The organism is Achromobacter sp. D7-1 (assembly GCF_059760445.1).
On sequence record NZ_JCBAMT010000002.1, the window covers coordinates 105083 to 127915 of the forward strand.

The 22833-nt window shown below is 63.1% G+C and carries 19 protein-coding genes and 1 pseudogene; 5 read left to right on the plus strand and 15 right to left on the minus strand.

All coding sequences use genetic code 11. The features are described 5' to 3' along the window. Positions 1-7 precede the first annotated feature (7 nt). On the plus strand, positions 8-1690 hold the full coding sequence (locus AC6LKD_RS01785) for an ABC transporter permease subunit (protein ID WP_498114863.1): 1683 nt from the start codon (positions 8-10) through the stop codon (positions 1688-1690). Between the two features lie 17 nt (positions 1691-1707). Next, entirely contained in the window at positions 1708-2469 is a 762-nt protein-coding gene (locus AC6LKD_RS01790) for a DeoR/GlpR family DNA-binding transcription regulator (protein ID WP_013397042.1), read from the plus strand. Positions 2470-2484: 15 nt separating this feature from the next. Here AC6LKD_RS01790 and AC6LKD_RS01795 read toward each other — a convergent pair whose 3' ends face one another. The 4 genes and pseudogenes from AC6LKD_RS01795 to AC6LKD_RS01810 all read right to left on the minus strand — a co-directional run bounded on the left by AC6LKD_RS01795 (position 2485) and on the right by AC6LKD_RS01810 (position 7020). Then, positions 2485-3486 (minus strand): Bug family tripartite tricarboxylate transporter substrate binding protein, encoded by a 1002-nt coding sequence (locus AC6LKD_RS01795; protein WP_013397043.1) that lies wholly within the window; start codon positions 3484-3486, stop codon positions 2485-2487. Positions 3487-3650: 164 nt separating this feature from the next. Next, positions 3651-5249, minus strand: coding sequence for a rhodanese-like domain-containing protein (locus AC6LKD_RS01800; RefSeq protein WP_498114930.1), 1599 nt, complete (start codon positions 5247-5249; stop codon positions 3651-3653). A gap of 39 nt (positions 5250-5288) precedes the next feature. Next, positions 5289-6431: pseudogene (gene metC, locus AC6LKD_RS01805) on the minus strand (cystathionine beta-lyase); the annotation flags it as partial. Position 6432: 1 nt separating this feature from the next. Further along, entirely contained in the window at positions 6433-7020 is a 588-nt protein-coding gene (locus tag AC6LKD_RS01810) for a cysteine dioxygenase family protein (protein WP_498114865.1), read from the minus strand. Between the two features lie 116 nt (positions 7021-7136). Between AC6LKD_RS01810 and AC6LKD_RS01815 the strand changes: the two genes are divergently transcribed. Further along, positions 7137-8069 (plus strand): LysR substrate-binding domain-containing protein, encoded by a 933-nt coding sequence (locus tag AC6LKD_RS01815; RefSeq protein WP_013397046.1) that lies wholly within the window; start codon positions 7137-7139, stop codon positions 8067-8069. On the opposite strand, the gene AC6LKD_RS01820 is transcribed toward AC6LKD_RS01815, so the two are convergent. The 6 genes from AC6LKD_RS01820 to mnmG are packed head-to-tail and all read right to left on the minus strand — an operon-like array spanning position 8023 to position 14226. Continuing rightward, positions 8023-9027: an asparaginase gene (locus AC6LKD_RS01820; RefSeq protein ID WP_498114867.1), complete on the minus strand. Its 1005-nt coding sequence runs from the start codon at positions 9025-9027 to the stop codon at positions 8023-8025. The genes AC6LKD_RS01815 and AC6LKD_RS01820 overlap by 47 nt on opposite strands. After that, positions 9020-9946: a ParB/RepB/Spo0J family partition protein gene (locus AC6LKD_RS01825; RefSeq protein ID WP_492275683.1), complete on the minus strand. Its 927-nt coding sequence runs from the start codon at positions 9944-9946 to the stop codon at positions 9020-9022. Before AC6LKD_RS01825 ends, AC6LKD_RS01820 begins: the two co-directional genes overlap by 8 nt. A gap of 43 nt (positions 9947-9989) precedes the next feature. After that, on the minus strand, positions 9990-10814 hold the full coding sequence (locus AC6LKD_RS01830; RefSeq protein ID WP_498114869.1) for a GNAT family N-acetyltransferase: 825 nt from the start codon (positions 10812-10814) through the stop codon (positions 9990-9992). A gap of 9 nt (positions 10815-10823) precedes the next feature. Continuing rightward, the gene (locus AC6LKD_RS01835; protein ID WP_013397050.1) at positions 10824-11624 is read right to left on the minus strand and encodes a ParA family protein; all 801 of its coding nucleotides are present in this window, start codon (positions 11622-11624) and stop codon (positions 10824-10826) included. Next, the gene (gene rsmG / locus AC6LKD_RS01840) at positions 11621-12310 is read right to left on the minus strand and encodes a 16S rRNA (guanine(527)-N(7))-methyltransferase RsmG (protein WP_492275685.1); all 690 of its coding nucleotides are present in this window, start codon (positions 12308-12310) and stop codon (positions 11621-11623) included. Before rsmG ends, AC6LKD_RS01835 begins: the two co-directional genes overlap by 4 nt. After that, the gene (mnmG, locus tag AC6LKD_RS01845; RefSeq protein ID WP_498114871.1) at positions 12307-14226 is read right to left on the minus strand and encodes a tRNA uridine-5-carboxymethylaminomethyl(34) synthesis enzyme MnmG; all 1920 of its coding nucleotides are present in this window, start codon (positions 14224-14226) and stop codon (positions 12307-12309) included. Before mnmG ends, rsmG begins: the two co-directional genes overlap by 4 nt. A gap of 1430 nt (positions 14227-15656) precedes the next feature. On the opposite strand from mnmG, the gene AC6LKD_RS01850 reads away from it, so the two are divergent. Continuing rightward, positions 15657-16079: a hypothetical protein gene (locus AC6LKD_RS01850; protein WP_498114873.1), complete on the plus strand. Its 423-nt coding sequence runs from the start codon at positions 15657-15659 to the stop codon at positions 16077-16079. Between the two features lie 687 nt (positions 16080-16766). Here the strand turns inward: AC6LKD_RS01850 and AC6LKD_RS01855 are convergent. Then, on the minus strand, positions 16767-16973 hold the full coding sequence (locus tag AC6LKD_RS01855; RefSeq protein ID WP_006216596.1) for a cold-shock protein: 207 nt from the start codon (positions 16971-16973) through the stop codon (positions 16767-16769). A gap of 232 nt (positions 16974-17205) precedes the next feature. Further along, positions 17206-18276: an AbrB family transcriptional regulator gene (locus AC6LKD_RS01860; protein ID WP_013397053.1), complete on the minus strand. Its 1071-nt coding sequence runs from the start codon at positions 18274-18276 to the stop codon at positions 17206-17208. A gap of 76 nt (positions 18277-18352) precedes the next feature. Between AC6LKD_RS01860 and AC6LKD_RS01865 the strand changes: the two genes are divergently transcribed. Continuing rightward, positions 18353-19519, plus strand: coding sequence for a pyridoxal phosphate-dependent aminotransferase (locus AC6LKD_RS01865; protein ID WP_013397054.1), 1167 nt, complete (start codon positions 18353-18355; stop codon positions 19517-19519). Between the two features lie 222 nt (positions 19520-19741). On the opposite strand, the gene AC6LKD_RS01870 is transcribed toward AC6LKD_RS01865, so the two are convergent. The 3 genes from AC6LKD_RS01870 to AC6LKD_RS01880 all read right to left on the minus strand — a co-directional run bounded on the left by AC6LKD_RS01870 (position 19742) and on the right by AC6LKD_RS01880 (position 22813). Beyond that, entirely contained in the window at positions 19742-21268 is a 1527-nt protein-coding gene (locus AC6LKD_RS01870) for a tripartite tricarboxylate transporter permease (protein ID WP_498114875.1), read from the minus strand. Then, a complete protein-coding gene (locus AC6LKD_RS01875; protein ID WP_013397056.1) occupies positions 21265-21702 on the minus strand; it encodes a tripartite tricarboxylate transporter TctB family protein in 438 nt (145 codons plus the stop codon). Before AC6LKD_RS01875 ends, AC6LKD_RS01870 begins: the two co-directional genes overlap by 4 nt. Before the next feature lie 112 nt (positions 21703-21814). After that, positions 21815-22813 (minus strand): Bug family tripartite tricarboxylate transporter substrate binding protein, encoded by a 999-nt coding sequence (locus tag AC6LKD_RS01880; RefSeq protein ID WP_013397057.1) that lies wholly within the window; start codon positions 22811-22813, stop codon positions 21815-21817. Positions 22814-22833: the final 20 nt, after the last annotated feature.

The following is a 22833-nucleotide window of genomic DNA, read 5'->3' on the forward strand; positions in this document are numbered from 1 at the left end:
CCGCCGCTTGAGCGCCGCCCACGCCAGCACGGCCATCGCGGCGCCCGCCGGCCGCGCGCCCTGGTCGGCGGACCGCGTATTGTTGTGGACCTGCGTCGGCATCCCCCTGGCGGGCCTGGCGCTGTTCTTCCTCTATCCGCTGGCTACCGTCGCCTGGCGTAGCCTGGTCGAAAAAGACGGCTCGGTCGGCCTGGGCAACTATGCCGAGGTCTTCGCCACTCGCGGCGTCCTCACCGCCACGCTCAACAGCCTGGTCATGAGCGCCGCCACCACGGTGGTCAGCATCACGCTGGGCTTCGCCATCGCCTATGGCCTGGACCGCAGCTGCATGCGCGGCAAGGCCGCCGTGCGGCTGGCGCTGGTGCTGCCGCTGCTGGCGCCGTCGCTGGTGCAGGGCCTGGGGCTCATCTTCCTGCTGGGACGCAATGGGCTGGTGCACCGCTGGACCGGCTGGGAAATCGACATCTACGGCTTCTGGGGCCTGTTGATCTCCAACGTGTTCTACGCCCTGCCCCAGGCCGTGCTGATCCTGCAGGCGGCCTTGCGCAACATGGACGCGCGCTACTACGACGCGGCCGAAGTCATGGGCGCCTCCAGCGCGCGCCAGTTTTTCGACATCACCCTGCCCAACTGCAAATTCGGCCTGCTGAGCGCGGCATTCGTAGTGTTCGTCATCACCATTACCGATTTCGGCAACGCCGCCGTGATCGGCGGCAACTACCGGGTACTGGCCACCGAGATCTACAGCCAGGTATCCGGGCAGATGAACTTCGGCATGGGCTCCGTGGTCGGCATCCTGCTGCTGCTGCCCTCGCTGATATCGGTGCAGATCGAGCGCGTCGCCTCGCAGCGCCAGTTCGGCTCGGCCTCGCCCAGCGGCCTGCGGGTCTCACCGCAGCCGGCCCCCGGGCGCGACGCGGCGTTTACCGCCGGTGTGCTGCTTGCGTGCGGCACGATCATCCTGACGGTGGCCACGGTGATCTTCGCCAGCTTCATGCGGCTGTGGCCGTACCGCATGGAATGGACGCTGAAGCATTACGACATCACCGTCAGCGGCGGCTACACGCCGCTCTGGACGTCCCTGTACCTCTCACTGGCGGCGGCGGGCGGCGGCGTACTGCTGCTGTTCTTCCTGAGCTTCGGCGTATGCCGGATTCCGCGCGCATGGGCCAAGCTGGTGTACCTGGTGTCGGTACTGCCGGTAGGCGTTCCGGGCCTGGTGCTGGGCCTGTCGTACATCTTTGCCTTCAACGCCCCTGGTACGCCCCTGTATGCGCTGTATGGCAGCGCCGCACTGATCGCCTTGTGCAACTTCTACCACTACCACACGCAAGGCTTCCTGACGATGATGACCGGCATGCGCGCGGTGCCGCAGGCACTGGAGGAAGCAGTCAGCTGCCTGGGCGGCGGCACGCTGCGGGTGCTGCGCGACGCGGTGCTGCCGCTGATCGGCCCGACCGTGCTGGGCGTGTTCTTCTTTCTGTTCATGCGGTCCATGGTGACCCTGTCGGCGGTGATCTTCCTGGTCACGCCTTCCGTCAGCGTGGCGCCGGTTTCTGTCCTGCGTCTGGACGAAGCCGGCTTCGTCTCGCAGGCCGCGGCCTATTCAACCCTTATCATGCTGGTCGTGGGAGGGTCCCTGCTGGCATTGCGCGCGCTGATCGCCGCGGCCGCACGGCGCCGGACATAGATTAGGAAGCATCGGACATGTGGCAAGAAGAGCGGTATCAGAGAATCCGCGCCCTGCTGTCTTCATTGCAGCAGGTATCGACCGACCGTATCGTCGGCGAACTGGGGGTCTCGCGGGAAACGGTCAGGCGTGACCTGCTCGAACTCGAGGCCATGGGGGAATTGCGCCGGGTGCACGGCGGCGCCGTGCCGGTGCACAGCGAACCGCCCATCGCGGAACGCGTGCACACCCGCGTCAAGTACAAGCGCGCCATCGCGCGCGCGGCGGCAGGCCTGGTATCCAGCGGCCAGACCCTGTTCCTGGACGCCGGCAGCACCACCAGCGTGCTGGCCGACGAACTGGCCAAATTGTCGGGGCTGACCGTCATTACCAATTCGTTCGACGTGGCCTTGAAAGTGGGCACGGCCGGCAACGGCGCCAACCAGCTGATCATGCTGGGCGGATCCGTGGGCGGCCCGGTATGCGCCACGGCCGGCGACATCACGATCGCCGAGATCCATCGCTATCGCGCCGACCTGGCGCTGCTGTCGCCGGTGGGCGTGGACGCCGAATTCGGCGCCACCAACTACGACCTGCGCGAGGCCGAGGTGGCGCGCGCCATGGCGGCCAACGCCAAGCAGCTGGTGCTGTTGGCCGATTTCAGCAAGATCGGCCTGTGCAGCCGCGTGTCCTATTGCAGCGCGGACCGCATCGACCATCTGGTCACCAACACCAGCGCGCAGAAGTCGCCCGCCTACGCCGCCTTGAAGTCCGCGGTCGGCAAGGTCGTGGCGGTGTAGCGCTAGCCCGCCGCGTCAGTCCAGCGACACGCCGGCAGTCTTCACCATGTCGGCCCAATACACGGTGTCCTCCTGCAGCCGCGTCTTGAACGCAGCAGGCTGGCTGCCCACCGCCCAGCTGCCGCCGCTGTTGATCTTGGCGATCACGGCGGGCGATTTCATTGCCTGCGCCACGGCTTGCGCCAGGTAGGCAATGCGCTCGGGCGGCGTACCGGCGGGCGCGAACAGTCCGTACCAATCGTCGGCGGTAATGCCCTCCATGCCCGCCTGCTTGAGCGTGGGCGCCCCCTTGAAAATGCCGATGCTGTTCTCGTGGCTGAGCGCCAGGATGCGCAGCTTGCCGGCGGCGACCATGGGTTCGGCCGACGCGGGCGAAGTTATCAACATATCCACCGTGCCGCCCATCAGGTCGGTGATGGCGGGTGCCGCGCCCCGGTACGGCACGTGCACCAGTTTCACGCCGGCCTTCTGCGACAGCAGCGCCCCCATCAGATGGCTCATGGTGCCGTTGCCAGGGGTCGCGTAGGTCACCACGCCGGGCTGCTTGCGCGCGGCTTCCAGATAGTCGTTCAGGGTCCGGTAGGGGCTTTCGCTGCGGGCCACCAGCACCAACGGCGCGGAGGTGATCTGCGAGATGGGCATGAAGTCCTTCACCGGATCAAAGCCCACGTTCTTGTACAAACGCGGATTGACCGCCATCACGCTGGTCTGCGACATCACCAGGGTGTAGCCGTCGGGCTTGGCACGCGCCACCTGCGCCGTGCCGACGTTGCCGCCCGCGCCCGAGCGGTTTTCCACCACCACGCTCTGGCCCGTGATGGCGCCCAGTTCCTGCGCGAGCAGACGCGCGACGCCGTCATTGCCCCCGCCCGGCGGAAATGGCGACACGACCGTGATGGCCTGCTTGGGATAGTCCGGCAAAGGCGCGGGCGCCTGGGCGTGGACAACAGTCCCCCACAGCAGGCCAGCCAGGGCCGCGGCGGCGGCCTTGCGTACGTGCGATGCATGGTGCTTCATCTGGAATTCCCCTTGTGATTGGCAGCCGGATACTCGGCCGTCCTTTGCATTCCGGTTCGGCGTGAACCGTCCGCACCCCGGCCATGAAGGCCGGGGCGTACTTTTCGGATTGATGCGTCTGCTGTGCCGCCGGACCGGATCAGGCCTGCGCGGCGGTTCCGGTATCAGCCGGCCGGAAAGCGGTAGCCCGCCAATTCGCGTTCATCGATCTGCTTGACCAGGTTGGTCTCCCAGGCCAGGTACTGGCGCGCGGCGGCCTTGTTGCCGTCGTGGCGGTCATGCACGAAAAACAGATAGTCGATGCAGTCGGCGTCGGCGGGCTCGGCCGGCGCGGACGCCAATGCGATGCCCTGCGCGCGCCAGCTGGCGGGATCGCCGGTGTTGCCCCGGATGTCGCTCACGCCCTGCGCCCGCAGGTCTTGCGCAGCCCACGCAGCCAGGGCCGCGTCCTCGGCCAGCAGCACCACGGGACGTGCCGCGTCCAAGCGCAGGCTGGCCAGGCGCGGACGGATCGACCAGCGCGCGCCGGAGATATGGTCGGCGCGATAGCGCATGCTGGGACGCAGGTCGACCAGTTGCGCACCTTGCGCAAGCGCAGCGGCAAGCTGCGCATCGGTCATCAGGGGCAATTGCGGCACCGGCGCTTTTTCCACAGGGTTGTCCAGGCTTGCGTGCACGCCTTCGCGCAGCACGCTGGCATCCCAGCCCATCTGCCTCAGCCAGCTAGCGACCACCGGCGCGCGCACGCCCTCGGCGTCGAACACCACGATGCGCGCGCCCCGCACGGCCAGGTACTGGTCCGTGGCCTGGATCAGCTGACCGCCAGGCGTATGCTGCGCGCCGGGCAAGGAACCTTGCGCGTACTCTTCGGCGCCGCGCACATCGCACAGGAAGGTGCTGCGGGTCTTGTCGCGCAACCACCCCTGTACCTCTTCGGCACTCACCATGGGCACGCCATGGCTTTCGGCCAATAGCAAGGAACGCTGCGCCAGCGCGGGCAGGTCCTGCGCCGCGACACCGTCGTCGTAGCGGCGGCGCGCACCGTGTTCCAGCTGCAGGTCTTCCAGGTACCAGCCCTGGGTGCCGTTCTCCAGCGCGTAAACCGGATTCGGCACGCCCAGGTTGATCAGCGTCTGCGCCCCGATGATGCTGCGCGTGCGGCCGGCGCAGTTCACCACGATGGTGGTCTGTGGATTGCTCGCCAGCGCGTGGGCGCGCAGCGCCAGTTCGCCGTTGGGGCAGCAGATGCCGCCGGGGATGCTCATCTTCTGATACTCGGCGTAAGGCCGGCCATCCAGCACGATGAGGTCGTCGCCGCGGCGCTGGCGCTCGGCCAGATCGCGCGCGCCGATACGGGGGGTGTGGAAAACTTCTTCGGCCAATTCGCCGAAGGTTTTGCTGGGCACGTTCACGCCGGCGAACACGGCATAGCCGTCGCGCTGCCATTGCGCGATACCGCCAGCCAGGCGGCGCACGTTGCGGTATCCCAGCGCGCCCAAAGCCTGCGCGGCGCGCGCCGCCGTGTCGTCGGCGCCGCCCTCGTCGTAGATGGCAATCCGCACATCGCGCCGCGGCGCCAGGCGCACGATATCCACTTCCAGCCGACTGTAGGGCACGGGCGCGGCGTAAAAGAGATGCCCCTCGCCATACTGGCCGTGCTCGCGCACGTCCAGCAGCGCGATCTCCGCCCCGTCATGCAACCATTGCTTGAGCGTGTGCGGATCGACGTCGGCGACGAGCTGGTCTTGGGTGGGATGCATCATGGTGTTCAGAGAGGACGGAAAGAGTTGGGATAGCGCTTGCTCAAGATCGGCAATGAGGTCGTCGGGGTCTTCCAGGCCCACATGCAGACGCAGCATGACGCCACGTGGCGTGGAATCCGGCAGGGATCGCGCGGCACGCAGATTGACGGGGATCACCAGGCTTTCGAAGCCGCCCCACGATGCGCCTATGCCGAACAGCCGCAGGCTGTTGATAAGTCGCTCGACGTCGTCCATGCCGACCGCGTCGGCAAATTCCACCGTCAAGAGACCATTCGCGCCGCTGCAATCGCGCAGCCACAACGCATGGGAAGGATCGCCCGGCAAGGCCGGGCAAAGGACATGCGCCACTTCCGGGCGGCCCAACAGAAAATCGGCCACGCGCAGAGCGCTGCGGGCGTGCTGCGCCATGCGCAATGGCAGCGTGCGCATGCCGCGCAGCACCAGGTAGGCGTCATCGGCGCCGACGGTCTGCCCCAGATCCACGGTGGCGCGCTCCAGCGGATTCCAGGCGTGCGCATTGGAGATCACCGCGCCCATCATCACGTCGGCATGCCCGCCCAGGTACTTGGTGGCCGCGAGGATCGAGATGTCGGCGCCCAGCGTGAGCGGTTTGTGCACCAAGCCGGAGGCCCAGGTGTTATCCACAGCCAACCAGCAATCATGCGCGTGGGCCAGCGCGGCCAGTGCCGGCAGATCCGGCATCTCGTAGGTCAGCGAGCCCGGCGACTCCGCATAGATCATGCGGGTTTCAGGACGGATGAGCGCCTCGATGCCCGCGCCGTCCGGCCGGTAGTACGTGTACGCAATCCCCATGCGCGATAGATGTTCCGCGCAGAAGCGGCGCACCGGTTCATACACCGCATCCGTGATCAGCACGTGGTCGCCCGCGCGCAGATAGGCCAGCAGCACCGTGGCGATGGCGGCCTGCCCGGTGGGATACAGCTTGGCGCGATAGCCCTCTTCCAGTTCCACCAAGGCGTCTTCCAGCGCGTGCGTGCTATCGGTGCCGCGCGCGCCATAGGACGGCAGGCGCTCCTGCTCGCGGCGGCTGCGCGTATCGCGCCAAGCCTGCACGCTGTCGAAGACGTAGGTGCTGGCGCGCGTGACCGGCGTATTGACCCAGCCAAGATGTGGGCGACCGGCGCGCAGCAGGCGCGTGGCGGACCGATAGGGCTTGTCCATGTCAGCGGCGGGTTTGCACGCCGATCGGCATGACTTTGCAGGTACCGGCGTCCAGATCGAACGCCAGGCGTTCGGTCAGCGTTTCCAGCGCGCGGCCGTACATGTGCAGATGGCGGATGACGCTGTCGCCCTGGATCTCCACGGCGTGGATATCGTCCGGCATCAGTGCGATGCCCGCGCCGGGACCGACCACCACGGTGCCGGTCTTTTCCAGGCGGCCCACGCCGGGCACGGAACCGTCGTCGCTGCGGTCGTAGACGTAGTTGTATTCCACGCCTTCCACGGCCGCGATACAGGCCCAGGTGGTGTGGTTGTGCGGGACGATCTGCTTGCCGGGGCGCATGACGTTCAGATAGAGCGCATAGCTCTTGTCGGCGTCTTCGGCGATCAGGTAGCGGGCCTGGCGCTCACCGTCTTCCGGCGCGGGATAGCGGTCGGCGGCCCACCAGTCGGTATGGCTGGCCAGGCCGACCAACTCATCCAGCACGGTCTGGAGGCTGTCGCGGTTCAGCCCCTTATTTCCTACAGTTTTTTTAATATTTCCGATGGCGCTGGCGATGCCAGCCTGATGAGGATGTGCGGTGCTCACTTTCGATTTTCCCTATTTTCATGAGTTATGGAATTGACTGTATCCGTCCTCCTCCCGTGGAACAATTTAAATTGCCTTAAGATTCCATTAGCATCTCTAATACTTTCTAGACCACCATGCGCAACCTGGATCTGGACCTGCTCCGCACCCTGACCGCCATCGCCCGGCACGAGACCTTCTCGGAAGCCGCCAATCGGCTGCATAAGACGCAATCGGCCGTGACGCAGCAGATGCAGCGGCTGGAGTCACTCATCGGCCAGCCTCTGTTCGAGAAACAGGGCCGCAACAAAGTGCTGTCGTCGCACGGACGCCGCCTGGTGGAGTACGCCCGCCACATGCTGGCCATCAACGACGAGGCGCTGCGCGCCTTGCAAGACGGGCCGTTGGAAGGCGATCTGCGGTTGGGCGCGCCGCTGGACGTGGCGGACTCCATCCTGCCGACGCTGCTGACGCACATCGCGCGTGCGGCGCCGCGCGTGAAGCTGGAAATCCGCACGGACCGCAGCCCCTTCCTGATGGATGCCCTGCGCGCCGGCGAGCTTGACCTGACGATATCCACACGCTTCGATCAGGACTTCGAGGGCGTGGCGCTGCGCACCTCGCCCACGGTTTGGCTGGCCTCCGCCGACTACGTGCACGACATGCATGCGCCGGTGCCGTTGGTGCTGGCCGACGAGCCCAGCATCTTCCGCCGGCTGGCGCTCACGGCCCTGGAACAGGCGCGCGTGCGCTGGCACACCAACTATGTGGCGCCGACTCTGGTGGGGATAAAGGCCGCCTTGCGCGCCGGACTGGGTGTCACGGCCCGCAGCGTGGAACTACTGGGGCCGGAGATGCGCGTGTTGGGCGAAAAGGAAGGGCTGCCGCCCCTGCCCGACGTAACGTACTTCCTGTGGATAAGGCCGGACCTGATCAATCCGCTGACGCGGCAGGTCTACGACATGCTCAGGACCAGCCTGGGACTGGCGCAGCAGGAGAATGCGGCGGTCCAGCCGCCGCGCATCAATAGCGGTCGAACAGATCCTGCAGGGCCGCCGGATCGCGCGTGATCGAAAGGCCCAGCATCAGCAGGATGCGGGCCTTCTGGGGATTCAGGTCGCGCGCGGCAACGAATCCCAGGCGAGCGTCATCGAGTTCGACATCGCGCGCGACAAAGCCGCTGCCCGTGCGGCTGGAGCGCACCACCGCCACGCCGCTGGCCGCGGCGCGGCTCAGGCCTTCGATGGCCAGGTCGGTGGCATTGCCGTCGCCCACACCAGCGAGCACGATGCCGTCTGCGGCATCAGCGAGAAAATCGATCAGGTCTGCCTGCAGGTTGGCGTGAGCGTAGACGACATCCACGCGGGGCCAGCCGGCTTTTTCAAGCAATGCGAGTGAAAACTCGCTTTCCACGGTATGCGTGGTGGTGTTGCGCGAATAGAAGAACGGTGCGCCGCCATGCATGACACCCGCGCGGCCGCGATTGGGCGAGGTGAACGCGCACAGGCCGGCGCTGGCGATCTTCTGGATTTCGCGGGCGTAGTGCACGTCTTCATTCATGACGACGAGCGGTCCGCGGCCGCGCGCCTCGGGATGGCGCGCCAGCGCCACCGCGTTGTACAGATTGGCCGGACCTTCGGCGCCCAGCGCGGTGGCGGGACGCATGGCCCCCACCAGCACCACGGGCTTGTCGTGGCGTATGACCAGGCTCAGGAAGTACGCCGTTTCCTCAAGCGTATCCGTGCCATGCGTGATGACAATACCCGCCACCGAGGCATCGCGGCACAATGCGTCCACGCGCTCGGCCAGCGCGCGCCACACGGCGTGCGTCATGTTCTGGCTGCCGACGTTGGCGACCTGCTCGGCGCGGATCTCGGCGATGCCAGCCAGCTGCGGCACGGCGGCCAGCAAGTCGTTAACAGAAAACGAGCCCGCCTTGTAGCCGGCCGAAGTCGCGTCGACCTGGGCGCCGGCGATCGTGCCGCCCGTCGCCAGTACCGCAATGACGGGCAGCGCGCGCTCAGGCATCCACCACTCCGGACAGGCCCTGGCGCTCGAGCAGGGAGTTCAGGTGTTCCCAGCCGTGAAAGTCGATGACGATCTGACCCTTTTCCTTGGCGCCCACTTTCAGCGCAACGCGCGTGCCCAAATGGTCGGATAGGGCTTCTTCCAGGCGCGTCAGGTCGCGCGATGCGCCATTGGCCTTCTTCCTGGGTGCGTTGGACGACTCGGCTTCCTTGGCGGTCTTGGCGACCAGCTTTTCGGCTTCGCGCACCGACAGGCGGCGGGCAATGATCTGGTTGGCCAGCTGGATCTGCGTGGCGGCATCCACGGCGAGCAGTGCGCGCGCATGGCCCATGTCCACATCGCCCGCCAACAGCATGGTCTGCACGGCCGCGGCCAGGTTCAAGAGGCGCAGCAGGTTGCTGGTAGCCGAGCGCGAGCGGCCGATCGCTTGCGCGGCCTGTTCATGCGTCAGGCCGAATTCGTCCAGCAGCCGGCGCACGCCCTGCGCTTCTTCCAGCGGATTCAGGTCTTCGCGCTGGATATTTTCGATCAGCGCCATGACGGCCGCGTTCTCGTCGGCCACTTCGCGCACCAGCACCGGTACTTCCTTCAGGCCGGCGAGCTGGGCCGCGCGGAACCGGCGTTCGCCGGCGATGATTTCATAGTGGCCGGGCGCGACCTCGCCCAGGGCGCGCACAAGAATGGGTTGCATGATGCCTTGTGTGCGGATCGATTCGGCCAATTCGCCCAACGCGCCCTCGTCCATGCGCGTGCGCGGCTGATACTTGCCGGCGCGCATCTTCGAGACGGGCAAGGTGGACGGCGGACCCTCGGGCTTGGCGGCGGCAGCAGCCTTGCCGATGTTCTCGATGGCAGGCGCGTCGGCGCCGAGCAAGGCGTCCAGTCCGCGGCCCAATCCCTTGGGTTTCTTGGTGGCCATAATTAAATCCTCTTTCCTTCTGTTTTTGTATCCCGAGCCAGGCTCAGGCGTCCGCCTGCTCGGCGGGCAGGCGGTACCAATACGCGTAACAGTCTTTAAAACCGTAGCGGCCATACAAAGCGCGCGCGGCTGTATTCTCCGGCTCGACCTGCAAATAGGCCGTCGTGGCGCCGCCGGCGGCGCCTGTTGCCAACAGGTGTTCAATCAGGGCCGCGGCGTAGCCTTTACGTCGCTGCCCCGGGTCGGTAACGATGTCGAACAGGCCGAGCAGATCGCCATCGCGGACAGCCAGGCCCGCGGCTACGCACTGTCCCGCCGCGTCCGTTGCCAGCACCGGCGAGATATCCACAGCCAGTCCTTGCAGGCGCATCCGATGTTCAGCGATGTGTCCGGATTCCGAGTTGCGCATCGCCCCGACCGCCGCCGCGAAGCGCTCGGTATCGGCAATATTGAAGTGCAGATCGCCCCGGACATGGGCCCTGGGAGCGAGCGGCGTGCACATGACTCGGGTCTCGTCGGTAAAGGTATAACCGCGGGACTCCAGTTCGGCGTCGAGGGAAAAATCGGGACCGATGGAGGTGATGCGCAGCACCATGGGCAAGCCATGGCGCGCATACAACGATGAACAATACGCCAGCCGCTCGTCCAGCGGACGTGTGGATAACCCCAGCACATTGATGCTGCGCACGCGCTTGACAGGCGAATGCGCAAAGCGCACCAGCCAACCATCATAGAGCAGCTGCGCGCCCACCGCCGTGGCATTCAGCGCGGCCTCTTCCAGACGCGTGCGCAAGCTGTCGCGCGCGTCGATGCGCGGCGTACTGGAGGCTTGCGTTTCGGTCTGGGAAAAGAGCGTGACGGCGGACATGGTTGCGGCCTACTTCAGGTCCTTCCTCACGCGCTCGATCATTTCAGCGCCAAACGAGATATAGGCCTGCGCGCCGCGCGAGCCGCGGTCGTACACCACGCCGGGCATGCCGTAGCTGGGCGCTTCAGCCAGGCGCACGTTGCGCGGCACGACGGTCTTGAAAACCTTGTCGCCGAAGTGCGCCTCGAGTTGCGCGGACACCTGTTGCTGCAAGGTCATGCGCGGATCGAACATGACGCGTAGCAGACCGATGACACGCAGGTCGTCATTGATGTTCCGGTGCACGCGCTTGATGGTATTGACCAGGTCGGACAGGCCTTCCAGCGCGAAGTACTCGCACTGCATCGGAATGATGACGCCATGGGCGGCGGCCAGGCCATTCAGGGTCAGCAACGACAGGGTGGGCGGGCAATCGATCAGCACGAAGTCGTACTGGGTGGCGACGGTATCGATCGCGGCCTTCAGTTGGCGTTCGCGCTGGTCCATTTGCACCAGGTCGATTTCGGCGCCAGACAGTTCGCGGTTGGCGGGCAGCACGTCATAGCCGCCCGATTCGGATTTGACGCGGGCCTGCTCGATATTCGATTCACCGATCAGCACCTGGTACAGGTTCGACTCCAGCGAGTTCTTGTCGATGCCGCTACCCATCGTGGCATTGCCTTGCGGGTCCAGATCCACCAGCAGCACACGTTGGTTGTGCGTGGCAAGGCCCGCCGCCAGATTGATGGCGGTCGTCGTCTTGCCCACACCGCCCTTCTGGTTGGCAATGCAGAAAATGCGGGCGGAGGTGCTGGGGGGTATGTTCTTCATAGGGTTCCTTGACTACGGCGCATCCAGATGAGGCAGCGCTCGGCCTCTAGCTCAGGCACGCGCAACGGCTGGATGTGATCGACTTGCCATTCTCCGCGCGCATGCAGCGCCTGTATTTCGTCCTCGGGGACCTTGCCCTTCATGGCGACGAGGGTACCATCGTTGCGTACATGGCGACCTGCGAGTTGCGCAAAATCGTCCAAGGATGCGAAGGCGCGCGACGTGACAATGTTGCACTCGGCAGGCGTGAGCGTTTCGATGCGGGCGTGGCTGGCCTGCAGATTGGGCAAGGCCAGCACGCCGCTCATCTGCCGCACGAATGCCGTTTTCTTTTCGACCGCATCCACGCAGGTCACCGACCAGTGCGGCCGCATGATCGCCAGAACGACGCCAGGCAGGCCGCCGCCCGACCCGACGTCGTAGACCTTGGCCGGCGTGCCTGAAGCGCCCAGCGCCTCGTTGAACGGCTCGACGGCGGCCAGGCTGTCGAACAGATGCTGGATCAGCATCTGCTGCGGATCGCGGATGGCGGTGAGGTTATAGGTGCGGTTCCAGCGCTGCATCTGCGACAGATAATTCAGCAGCTTGGCCATCGTGGCGGCATCGGCCTCCAAGCCCAACTGCTCGCATGCGCGAGACAGGCGGCCGGCCATGTCCGCGCCGGCCGTATCGGTGTGTGCGCTCATGCCGCTTGCTTGCGCGAGCCGTAATGCAGGCGCTTCAGATGGATCAGCAGCAATGAAATTGCAGCAGGGGTCACGCCGGAGATGCGCGCGGCCTGGCCGACGGTTTCCGGCCGGTGGGTCTTGAGCTTCTGGCGCACTTCGAATGACAGGCTGGTCACCGCGTCGTAATCGACATCGGCGGGAATGGCCTGCTGTTCGTGTGCGATCTGTTTCTGGACTTCGACCTGCTGGCGATCGATATAGCCGGCGTACTTCACCTGGATCTCAACCTGCTCGGCCAGCACCTCGTCCGCCACCACGCCAGGGCCAGCCAGCAGCGAGCCATCGGCGTTGCGGGCGGCCATCAAGGCTTCATAGGAAACACTGGGCCGTTTCAGCAGATCTGCAAGTGAGTACTCACGTTCAATTGCCTTGCCCAGCAGCGGCTCGGCAACTTCCGCGGGCAACAGCCGCGGATTCACCCAGGAAGATCTCAAGCGCTCGACTTCGGCAGCCACGGCGTCGCGCTTCCGATTGAAGGCGTCCCAGCGCGCATCGTCGACGATGCCAAGACGGCGGCCGATTTCCGTCAGACGCAGATCGGCATTGTCTTCACGGAGGCTCAAACGGTACTCGGCCCGAGAGGTGAACATGCGGTACGGCTCGGTCACGCCGCGCGTAACCAAGTCGTCCACCAGCACGCCCAGATAAGCTTCATCACGGCGCGGGGTCCACTGCTCGCGATCCAGCGCGAACAGCGCAGCATTGACGCCGGCCAGCAGGCCTTGTGCGGCGGCTTCTTCGTAGCCCGTGGTGCCGTTGATCTGTCCGGCAAAGTACAGCCCCCCGATCGCCTTGGTTTCCAGCGTGCTCTTCAATCCACGTGGATCGAAGTAGTCGTACTCGATGGCGTAGCCGGGACGCAGGATGTGCGCATTCTCCAGTCCTGGCAAGGAATGGATAAGCGCCAGCTGCACGTCGAACGACAAGCTGGTCGACACACCATTCGGATAGACCTCATGCGTGTCCAGGCCCTCGGGCTCCAGGAAGACCTGGTGCGACTCCTTGTCGGCAAAGCGATGGATCTTGTCTTCGATGGACGGGCAGTAGCGCGGGCCCACCCCTTCGATCACGCCGCTGTACATCGGCGAGCGGTCCAAGCCGCCGCGGATGATGTCGTGGGTGCGCGCATTGGTGTGCGTGATCCAGCAAGGCAATTGACGCGGGTGCATGCCGACATTGCCCATGTAGGAAAACACGGGAATCGGATTCAAGTCGCCAGGCTGCTCTTCCAGGATGCTGTAGTTGATCGAGCGGCCATCGATGCGCGGCGGCGTGCCAGTCTTCAGTCGGCCTTGCGGCAGCTTGAGTTCCTTCAGCCGCTGACCCAGCGAGACGGCCGGAGGATCTCCAGCACGACCGCCCGAATAGTTCTGCAGGCCCACGTGGATCAGGCCGTTGAGAAACGTGCCCGCGGTCAGCACCACGGACTTCGCCCGGAATTGCAGTCCGATCTGGGTAACGGCGCCGACCACGCGGTCGCCCTCCACCATCAGGTCCTCAACCGCTTGCTGAAACAGCCAAAGATTCGGCTGGTTTTCCAGGCGGCCACGGATTGCCTTGCGGTACAGCACGCGATCCGCTTGGGCGCGCGTGGCCCGGACTGCCGGGCCTTTCGAACCATTCAAGATGCGGAACTGGATCCCTGCTTCATCCGTTGCCAAGGCCATGGCGCCGCCCAGGGCGTCCACTTCTTTCACAAGGTGGCCCTTGCCGATCCCACCGATGGAGGGATTGCAAGACATTTGGCCTAGGGTTTCGATGTTGTGCGTCAACAGCAGCGTCTGGGCGCCGGTGCGGGCAGCAGCCAGCGCAGCTTCGGTGCCGGCGTGGCCGCCACCGACGACGATGACATCGAATTCGCGGGGATAGTCCATGATGGGGGGGAAAGATAAGAGAGCGTTCGGTGCTCATTATAGAGGCAGGGATTGCATGTTTCACGTGAAACATGCTTCGGCGCAGCATGAGTGCATTCAAGGCCTATCGTCGTAGGCAAAAAGGCAACGGGACAGCGCTGCGGTTGATGAATATGTCGGCATTTGCCACTGCTTTGCCTATTAGGTTTCACGTGAAACACCGCGTGCCTTCGGCGCACTCATCCCGTTTGCAGCGGATAGTCATTGAATTGAACAGGTTGGCGGGGTACGTCCATCCGGAAAATGTGTTCATCACATCAACCCGAACCCTATATGTTCCACGTGAAACACCTGTGCAAACGCGAATGCTTGCTCAATTCAAGCCGCGACAAGACGCGGGCAACACCAGGGTCTCGGACAGAGAAGAGATGCCATATATGGGCATGAGCAATCCCCCGCGTCAAAGTCGGCATCCCCTCTCCCGCTTCCGCGTACATGGTCGCAAATGTTCCACGTGAAACATGAAACGGCTACGTTTCTAGAGCTCAAGCCAGCGCCATTGCTGCATCCCTAGGCACCGAAGTCATTCCAGCATTCGCAGGTAGTAGCAACTGAGCAGAACTTGGAAATGGAGAAGCGCGTTCTGCAGGCTCTCTACTGGATACTTTTCGGTGATGCTTCACGTGAAACATCGGAGTTCGCGGCGCCCACTTGCACTGTTCCACGTGAAACATACGCCTGCTAGCGAATACGCGATAAGCAGACACCGAAGGCCGAACCAAAGTGTTCCACGTGAAACAGAGGACGGGCTACTCCAGAATGCAATGCTTGAAATCGACGCCCCAAAATCAGCCTTCACTGCAACAGAATCGAGCATGGACCGTAATCCCGCAAGCTCTGCTTTGTCCGCGGCCTAAGTCGATCATTTGATGGTTTCTACGAAAAAAAGCGATTTTTCGACCCCTACCCTACCCCTTACCCAAAAAAAGAGCATTTTCTTGTTCCACGTGAAACCACAAAGACCATAGACATCAACACTCACCCCGCGTGATCAACCTAAATCCTGATCTTCAACTGTGAAGCCATCAGCAATTCCCAGCCCGGAAAACCATCCTGTCAGACTCAAGAAATCACTTTGAACTCCATCGAAATCTGGCTGGAAACTGAAACGTTGAACGCTCCTCGGAACCAGACAAGCAAAGCAGTACACCCACCCTGCCAACTGAGGGTATAGCAAGCCAGACAGAACATTGGATAGTTGCCCATCAACCCCTTCACTATCCAACCGTGTGTCGTTGAACTCGCATAGGGTTATCAACAGCTAGCAAATCCGATAGCCAGACGGCATCAGCCGTTTCACGTGGAACAACTCTGGGGATAAGTCGCCGAGAACAGCGTAGCCTTGGAGAAAAAAGAGAACGTTCCGTCAAAACAGCAAAGTGCCAAGAACTATGAAAAAGCACAAATGCACAACGCCGTTCCCTATGGCAGCAATCGATTATTTCTATTTTGGATGCCTGCCAAGCGTGCGACCACGCATGCCACAAAATAAAGCCACGTTGTGGCAAAAAAACGTGGACAACTATGTGGATAAGATCGCCCCACCATCCGACGAGTTTTCGAAAAAGACGAATGACGACCATCGATCCCAAACTGACGCGGAACTCTGTCAGCTCGCTTCAGTCAAAATGCCGCTCGAAAAATCGCGGGACCGGATTATCCACACGTTTATCCACGCACATCCATCCTGCGGTCCGCCGCTACGCGAAAGCCGCGAACGACCCGGGACAGATTCCTTGATCAGACAAGTATCTTGCACCTCCATAGATGGGTTCACCATCATCCTTTTGGGCGAGGGCCTGTCTTTCATGTGAATCCCTGTGGAAAACCCGCCGGGCTGAAATTCGGCAGAGAACTCCGGCTCGCTTGCAACATCGCCGATCAAGCCCAACCCATGTCATCGGGCTGGCATTAGGGCCGGACGATGCTCCCCGAGCGCTATCTTCCGAGCCTATCCCCATTTCTATCCACAGGCAGATGGGCCTTCCCGGGGCACCAAAGGATGTAATTCTGTGCATAACCGGGATGGGGATATCTTTGTGAACAACCCTCCGCCGCCAGAGGTAAAACGGGCCGTGATGGCCAGCCGGGAGTATCGCGAAGCGTAAGCGCCCTGGCCGCGCAACCGCCAGAAAACTGCGTTAAATGCCTGTATTCCCTAGGGAATCGCCCTGTTTACATATAAACAGTGCCTGCAAACCTAGACAGGCCCGACATCCTGGCGGCCGGACATTGTTGTTCCAAGGAAGATGGAATAACTGTGCAAAACCCCGTTGCGGATAGACTATTGCTTCATTGGTGAGCACGAAAATACTCATACCCAAAAATAATTATCCACAAACTTATCCACGGCTGGAGGATATGTTAGTGAACACTAACTACTCTGTTGGCGCAGACGGATAAAGCGCGCGCCGCCAAATGAAACAACGCCCCAGACCAGAAGGTCTTGGGGCGTTGTAGCCAGGTCGGACCTGGCAGACGGGAAATTGGGATTTCCCGATTTAGAGCGGGCGAATTTCGGCCGCTTGAGGTCCTTTCGGACCATCCTTGACTTCGAATTCGACTTCCTGGCCTTCGTTCAGGCTGCGATAGCCGCGGCCCTGGATGGCGGAAAAGTGTGCGAAAACATCGGTACCACCAACGTCCGGCGTGATGAAACCGTAACCCTTGTCAGCGTTGAACCACTTAACTTTGCCCTTCTGAGCCATTTTTTCTAGCGTCCTGTAATTAACTCGAAATGCAATGAATCAAGGACGCCGTGAGAACTGAACGACCGGTAGTGGTACCTGCGTTGCTGCTGCGTTCCCGTTTGCCGCCTAGCTGCAGAACGAGTCCGCGCGCTGCTTGAATCAACTGCGTAATCAGCATACTCAGCACGCATTACAGACTCATATAGTTGTTTACCCCAATGTCGTATTTTTAATACTGGATCTCGTTCCGCTACGGCGCGCGGCCCTGGCGGCGCGCCATAAAAGCGTAGATCGGGCCTGTCACGATCACGACGAAAACCATGCGCATGACGTGGAACGCGGTGACCACCGGAACACCCAACTGCAGCACCTTGGCCGTGATGGCCATCTCGGCGATGCCGCCTGGCGTAGTGCCGAGAATCAGTGTCGGGATCGGCGCGGCGGACCACAGCGACAGCAATGCGCCCAAGCCGAATGCGAGCGCCAGCGCGGCCACCGTAAAGCCCGCCACCGCGGCAATGAAACGCGGCGCGGCACGAAAGAAATCCGGCCGATAGCGGTCGCCCAGCGACCAGCCGATCAGCAACTGGCCTATCTTCGGTACATAGTCCGGCAACGCCGACAGCTCGATGCCATTGGTCGTAAGTAGCATGGCGACCAACATAGGACCCAGCACCCAGGGATTGGGCAAGCGTAGCTTCATGAAAGCCGTGCCCCCTATGCAAGTCAGCGCAACCAGCAGCGCCAGTCCCCAGCCATGGACCACCTTGGGGCCGGGCACCGTCGGATCCAGGCCCGCCACGCCCCACCATTGAAAGATGAAAGGCACCGCGACGACCACCATCAGCACGCGCACGCTATGCGCCGTCGCCACGCGGTCTATGCGGGCTCCATGGCGTTCGGCGAGGTTCGCCATTTCACTGGCGCCGCCGATCGCCGAAGAAAACCAGGCAGTCTTGAAATCGACGTCGGTGTAGCGGCGCAGAATCGCCGTGCCCATGAATGCCAAGCCCAAGGCGAACAACATGCCGACGATGATGGGGCCCGCATTGCTGCCGATGTGGCCTATCACCTGCGGCGTGAAGTACAGGCCCAGGGAAGTTCCAATCACCCACTGGCCGGCATTGCGCGCCGGCCGGGGACACGCTGTGCCCAGGCCCGCGATACGCGTCGCAGCCGTCAGCAGCAGCGCCCCCAGCATCCATGGCAGCGGAATATGCGCCCACACCGCCAACAACGCGCCGGCCAAGGCGATCGCCAAACCGCCCAATACCCTCAACAACATGTTCTGAACCACGATACCGTCGCGCCTTAAGCTCATGAGAAAACCGAATTATGAGTTAGTGGGATACTTACGAAAACTCTCTCTGCTAGCAACGTTCACTCTCGCGTCCACCATGATCCGATCCAAACTCCCCGACGTTGGCACCACCATCTTTACCGTGATGAGCCGCCTGGCCATCGAGCACAAAGCCATCAACCTGGGCCAGGGCTTTCCCGATTTCGATCCCGACCCCGCCTTGTGCGCCCTGGTGACCAAGGCCATGGCCGACGGCCACAACCAGTATCCCTACATGCCTGGCGTCGCACCCCTGCGCGAAGCCATCGCCGCCAAGACGCGCGAGCTCTACGGCCATGCCTACGATCCTGAAACCGAAATCACCGTCACCAGCGGCGCGACCGAAGCGTTGATGGCAACCGTGCTGGCCGCCGTGGGCAGTGGCGACGAAGTCGTCGTCATCGAACCTTGCTACGACTCCTATCTGCCGGCGATCCGCCTGGCGGGCGGCACTGCCGTGCCGGTGCCGCTGCGCGCCCCCACCGAGGCCGATCCCTACTACCGCATCGACTGGCAGCGCGTGCGCGAAGCCATCACGTCGAAGACGCGTCTGCTGATGCTGAACTTTCCGCACAATCCGACGGGCGCGGTGTTGGACGATAGCGACCTGGACGCACTGGAAGCCATCGTGCGAGATACCGGCGTGCTGCTGGTGTCCGACGAGGTCTATGAACACATCGTGTTCGATGGCAAGCCACACGCCAGCGTGGCGCGACGCCCGCTGCTGGCCGAGCATGCCTTCGTGATCTCGTCCTTCGGCAAGACCTATCACACCACGGGATGGAAGATCGGCTATTGCTGCGCGCCGCGTCAGCTCAGCGCGGAACTGCGCAAAGTGCATCAATTCATGGTGTTCACCGTGCCCTCGCCCATGCAGTTCGCCCTGGCCGAATTCATGCGCGACCCCAAGCCTTACCTCGATCTGCCGGCCTTCTATCAGGCCAAACGCGACCGCCTGGCGCAGGGCTTGGCCAAGACCCGCTTCCGCCCCCTGCCCAGCCCCGGCACCTTTTTCTTGCTGGCCGACTACAGCCAGATATCCAAGCAGAACGAAGCCGACTTCGCGCGCGATCTGACAGTGAATCATGGCGTCACAGTGATACCGGTATCCGCGTTCTACCGCCAGCCCGACGCGCCTGAATCGAACCACCGCATCGTGCGCTTCTGCTTCGCCAAGAAAGACGCGACCCTCGATGCCGCCCTGGAACGCCTGGCGCAAGTTTGACGCCGCTTCCAAATCGACTCGTCAGGGATCCGTGATTTCACGCGGACGCCATATGAAAGAGCTTTTCGCAAAAAACATGAGTAAAAGCTCGTATATATAGAACTCACTATCTGTGTGATTCAATCGACAAAAAAAGGGCGCCCATAAGGCGCCCTTTGCAGTTCCCGGCCAAGATCCCGCAGTGCGGCTGTTGCCCTTTACAACAGCCGCGCCGACATGGGATCAGACCGGACCAGCGGCAAGCTTTTTCGCGGCGCGCATGCGGCGCATGATTTGCGGCACGATCACGACCGCGGCCGCCCCCACCCACATCGAGATAGACACAGGGCTGGCGAACAGCACGGCCACGTCGCCGTCGGTCATCGACAAGGCGCGGCGCAAGTTCTGCTCCATCATGTTGCCCAGCACGACACCCAGCACCAGCGGCGCCATGGGCACGCCGAACTTGCGCAGGAAGTATCCCAAAGCGCCGATACCGGCAACCAGCAGCAGATCGAACGTGCCCGCATTAATTGCGTAGACGCCGATGTAGCTGATGCACAGAATGCCCGGCACCATCAGCCATCCCGGTACCGACAGCACTTTGGAGAAGAAGCGCACCAGCGGCACGTTCATGATGAACAGCAGCACGTTGGCCACGAACAGCGAAGCGATCAGGCCCCAAACCAGTTCCGGCTTGGTGTCGAACAGCACCGGACCCGGCGTGATGTTGTAGAGCGTCAGCGCGCCCATCATCACCGCCGTGGTGCCCGAACCGGGCACGCCCAGGGTCAACATGGGCACGAACGAACCGATGGCTGAGGCCGTGGCGGCGGCTTCCGGCGCAACCAGGCCGCGCATGTCGCCCTTGCCGAACTTGGCTTCCGGATCCTTGGCTTCAATGATGCGCTTTTCCTGCGAGTACGCCACGGCAGCGGCCACGCTGGCGCCGGCGCCTGGCAGCACTCCCACGCCAAAGCCCACCAGCGCGCTGCGCACCACGCTCCACCAGGTGTAAGCCATCTCTTTCAAGTTGAAGAGCTTGCGACCGCTGGGCTTGACCTCGACACTGTGGCCGGCCATCACCTTCTCCAGCATTTCCAGCATCTCACTGACCGCGAACAGCGCGATCACAACCACCACGAAATCGATACCGTCGGCCAAATGCACCGATTCAAAGGTATAGCGGTAAACGCCCGAGTTCGCGTCCACGCCCACCACCGAAATCGACAGCCCTATCATTGCCGCCAGCACGCCTTTGATGGGCTGTTTGCCCAACAGGCTGGTGAGGCAGCAGAACGCGAAAATCATCAGCACGAAGTACTCGGCCGGCCCGAAAGCCAACGCCCACTTCGCCAGCAAGGGCGCCAGCAGAATGATGCCCAGTACCGACACGATGGCGCCGAAGAATGCGGACCATGCCGACAGCGACAGCGCCACGCTGGCCAGGCCCTGACGCGCCAACGGATAGCCGTCCAGCGTCGTCATGATGGCGCTGGCCTCGCCCGGCACGTTCAGCAGGATCGCGGTGATCCGGCCGCCATACTCGGCGCCCACATACACGGCAGCCAGCAGGATCAGCGCGGTCTCGGGCGGCAGGTTCATGGCGAAAGCAATCGGTATCAGCATCGCCACGCCGTTGACCGGCCCCAGGCCGGGCAGCACGCCCACCATGGTGCCGATGAACGAGCCGATCATGGCCACCAGGATGTTCGTCAGCGATAAGGCTACGCCAAAGCCGATCGCCAAATGATCAAGAATGCCGCTCATATCAGGGTCTCCAGCAGGCCGCCAGGCAGGACCACGTCCAGCACCTTGTCGAACAGCACGAAAAAGAAAAGGCTCATGACGACGCCGCCGATGGCGCACTTGATCCAGCTACCTCCGAACAGGCGGCCGACGAATACCGTCATCAAGGACGTCGCGATCACGAAGCCGAGCCACTGGAACAGGAAGGCATAAGCCACCGTGAACGCCATCATCAGCGCGATGCGGCCGTTCGCGCCAGGCGGATTGGCCTCGACCTGATGGCCGCCCTTGTAAACCAGCCACAGCCCGCACAGGCCGATGATCAGTGCCAGCAGCAGCGGAAAGGCGCGCGGGCCCACCGGCTCGTAGGCGAACGGGGCTTCGATTCCCCAGCCGGCCGCCGTCATGAAGGCGGCAAGCGCAAGTGCCCCCACGCCCAATATTCGATCGTTCATGATCACTTTTCCGTTGTAGTCGCATCGCGCGGCGCAGGGATCCCCAGCCGCCGCGGCAAAGCCGGCGGCGGAGAAACCCTGATGAACGCGATAGGGAGAAACGCCTTTCGGCTTACTTCTTGATCAGGCCGAAGGAATCGGCCAGCTCGCCGTAGACCTTCACCTGATTCTTCACGTAGGCGTCCAGCTCGGGGCCCGTCTTGTTGAAGGGAAACAGGCCTTGCTGCTGGCGCAGCTTGTCGAACTCGGGCGAAGCCGTGGTCTTGTTGAAGGCGTCGACCCAGAACTGGTAATCGCTATCCGACACCTTCGGGCCGACATAGAAGCCGCGGATGATCGGCCAGACGATGTCATAGCCCTGTTCCTTGGCCGTGGGCACGGTACCCAGTTTGCCCGGCAGGCGCTGGTCGTTGAACACCGCGAGGACGCGGATAGGGGCGCCGCCTTCCAGCATGGTGAAGGCCTCCGCCGCGTCGCCCATGTAGGCCTGGATATGGCCGCCGCGCAAAGCGGTCACGGCTTCGCCGCCGCCTTCAAACGCCACGAAACGCATCTTCTTGAAATCCACGCCCGCGGCCTTGGCGGTCAGGGCGGCCTTCATCCAGTCCTGGCTGCCCACGGTGCCGCCGGCGCCCAGCACGATCTTGGTCGGATCCTGTTTGAAGGCGTCCATCAGGCTCTTCAGGTCGGTGTACGGGGAATCGTTGCGGACCACGGCCACGCCGTAGTCGGTGCCGATGGCGGCCAGCCAGCGCACGTCGTTGACGTTGTACTTGCCGAACTTGCCCTGGGCCAGGTTCAGCAGCGAACCGCCCGAGAAAGCCACGATGGTGCCCGGCTCGTTCGGGTGCTGGGCCACGATGTTGTTGTAGGCCACCGCGCCGATGCCGCCCGGCATGTAGACGATGCGCATGGCGCTCTTGAGCGCGCCGCTGTGCTTCAGGCCTTCGGTGGCCAGACGGCAGGTCAGGTCGAAACCGCCGCCGGGCTGGGCAGGCGCGATGCATTCCGGGCGACGCGGCTCGTCGGCCGCGTGGGCGACGCCCATCGACAAGGTAATCGCGCCCAGCGCCGCGACGGCGGCCAGGCGTAGTTTCAGACTAGTCTGCATTTTTTGCGTCTCCGAGATTT

Bases quoted from the DNA above. Each gene is read 5' to 3' on its own strand.
- AC6LKD_RS01790 (WP_013397042.1), top strand. From the start codon at position 1,708: ATGTGGCAAGAAGAGCGGTATCAGAGAATCCGCGCCCTGCTGTCTTCA.
- AC6LKD_RS01795 (WP_013397043.1), bottom strand. From the start codon at position 3,486: ATGAAGCACCATGCATCGCACGTACGCAAGGCCGCCGCCGCGGCCCTG.
- AC6LKD_RS01800 (WP_498114930.1), bottom strand. From the start codon at position 5,249: ATGATGCATCCCACCCAAGACCAGCTCGTCGCCGACGTCGATCCGCAC.
- AC6LKD_RS01815 (WP_013397046.1), top strand. From the start codon at position 7,137: ATGCGCAACCTGGATCTGGACCTGCTCCGCACCCTGACCGCCATCGCC.
- AC6LKD_RS01820 (WP_498114867.1), bottom strand. From the start codon at position 9,027: ATGCCTGAGCGCGCGCTGCCCGTCATTGCGGTACTGGCGACGGGCGGC.
- AC6LKD_RS01825 (WP_492275683.1), bottom strand. From the start codon at position 9,946: ATGGCCACCAAGAAACCCAAGGGATTGGGCCGCGGACTGGACGCCTTG.
- AC6LKD_RS01830 (WP_498114869.1), bottom strand. From the start codon at position 10,814: ATGTCCGCCGTCACGCTCTTTTCCCAGACCGAAACGCAAGCCTCCAGT.
- AC6LKD_RS01835 (WP_013397050.1), bottom strand. From the start codon at position 11,624: ATGAAGAACATACCCCCCAGCACCTCCGCCCGCATTTTCTGCATTGCC.
- rsmG (WP_492275685.1), bottom strand. From the start codon at position 12,310: ATGAGCGCACACACCGATACGGCCGGCGCGGACATGGCCGGCCGCCTG.
- mnmG (WP_498114871.1), bottom strand. From the start codon at position 14,226: ATGGACTATCCCCGCGAATTCGATGTCATCGTCGTCGGTGGCGGCCAC.
- AC6LKD_RS01850 (WP_498114873.1), top strand. From the start codon at position 15,657: ATGAAAAAGCACAAATGCACAACGCCGTTCCCTATGGCAGCAATCGAT.
- AC6LKD_RS01855 (WP_006216596.1), bottom strand. From the start codon at position 16,973: ATGGCTCAGAAGGGCAAAGTTAAGTGGTTCAACGCTGACAAGGGTTAC.
- AC6LKD_RS01860 (WP_013397053.1), bottom strand. From the start codon at position 18,276: ATGAGCTTAAGGCGCGACGGTATCGTGGTTCAGAACATGTTGTTGAGG.
- AC6LKD_RS01865 (WP_013397054.1), top strand. From the start codon at position 18,353: ATGATCCGATCCAAACTCCCCGACGTTGGCACCACCATCTTTACCGTG.
- AC6LKD_RS01870 (WP_498114875.1), bottom strand. From the start codon at position 21,268: ATGAGCGGCATTCTTGATCATTTGGCGATCGGCTTTGGCGTAGCCTTA.
- AC6LKD_RS01875 (WP_013397056.1), bottom strand. From the start codon at position 21,702: ATGAACGATCGAATATTGGGCGTGGGGGCACTTGCGCTTGCCGCCTTC.
- AC6LKD_RS01880 (WP_013397057.1), bottom strand. From the start codon at position 22,813: ATGCAGACTAGTCTGAAACTACGCCTGGCCGCCGTCGCGGCGCTGGGC.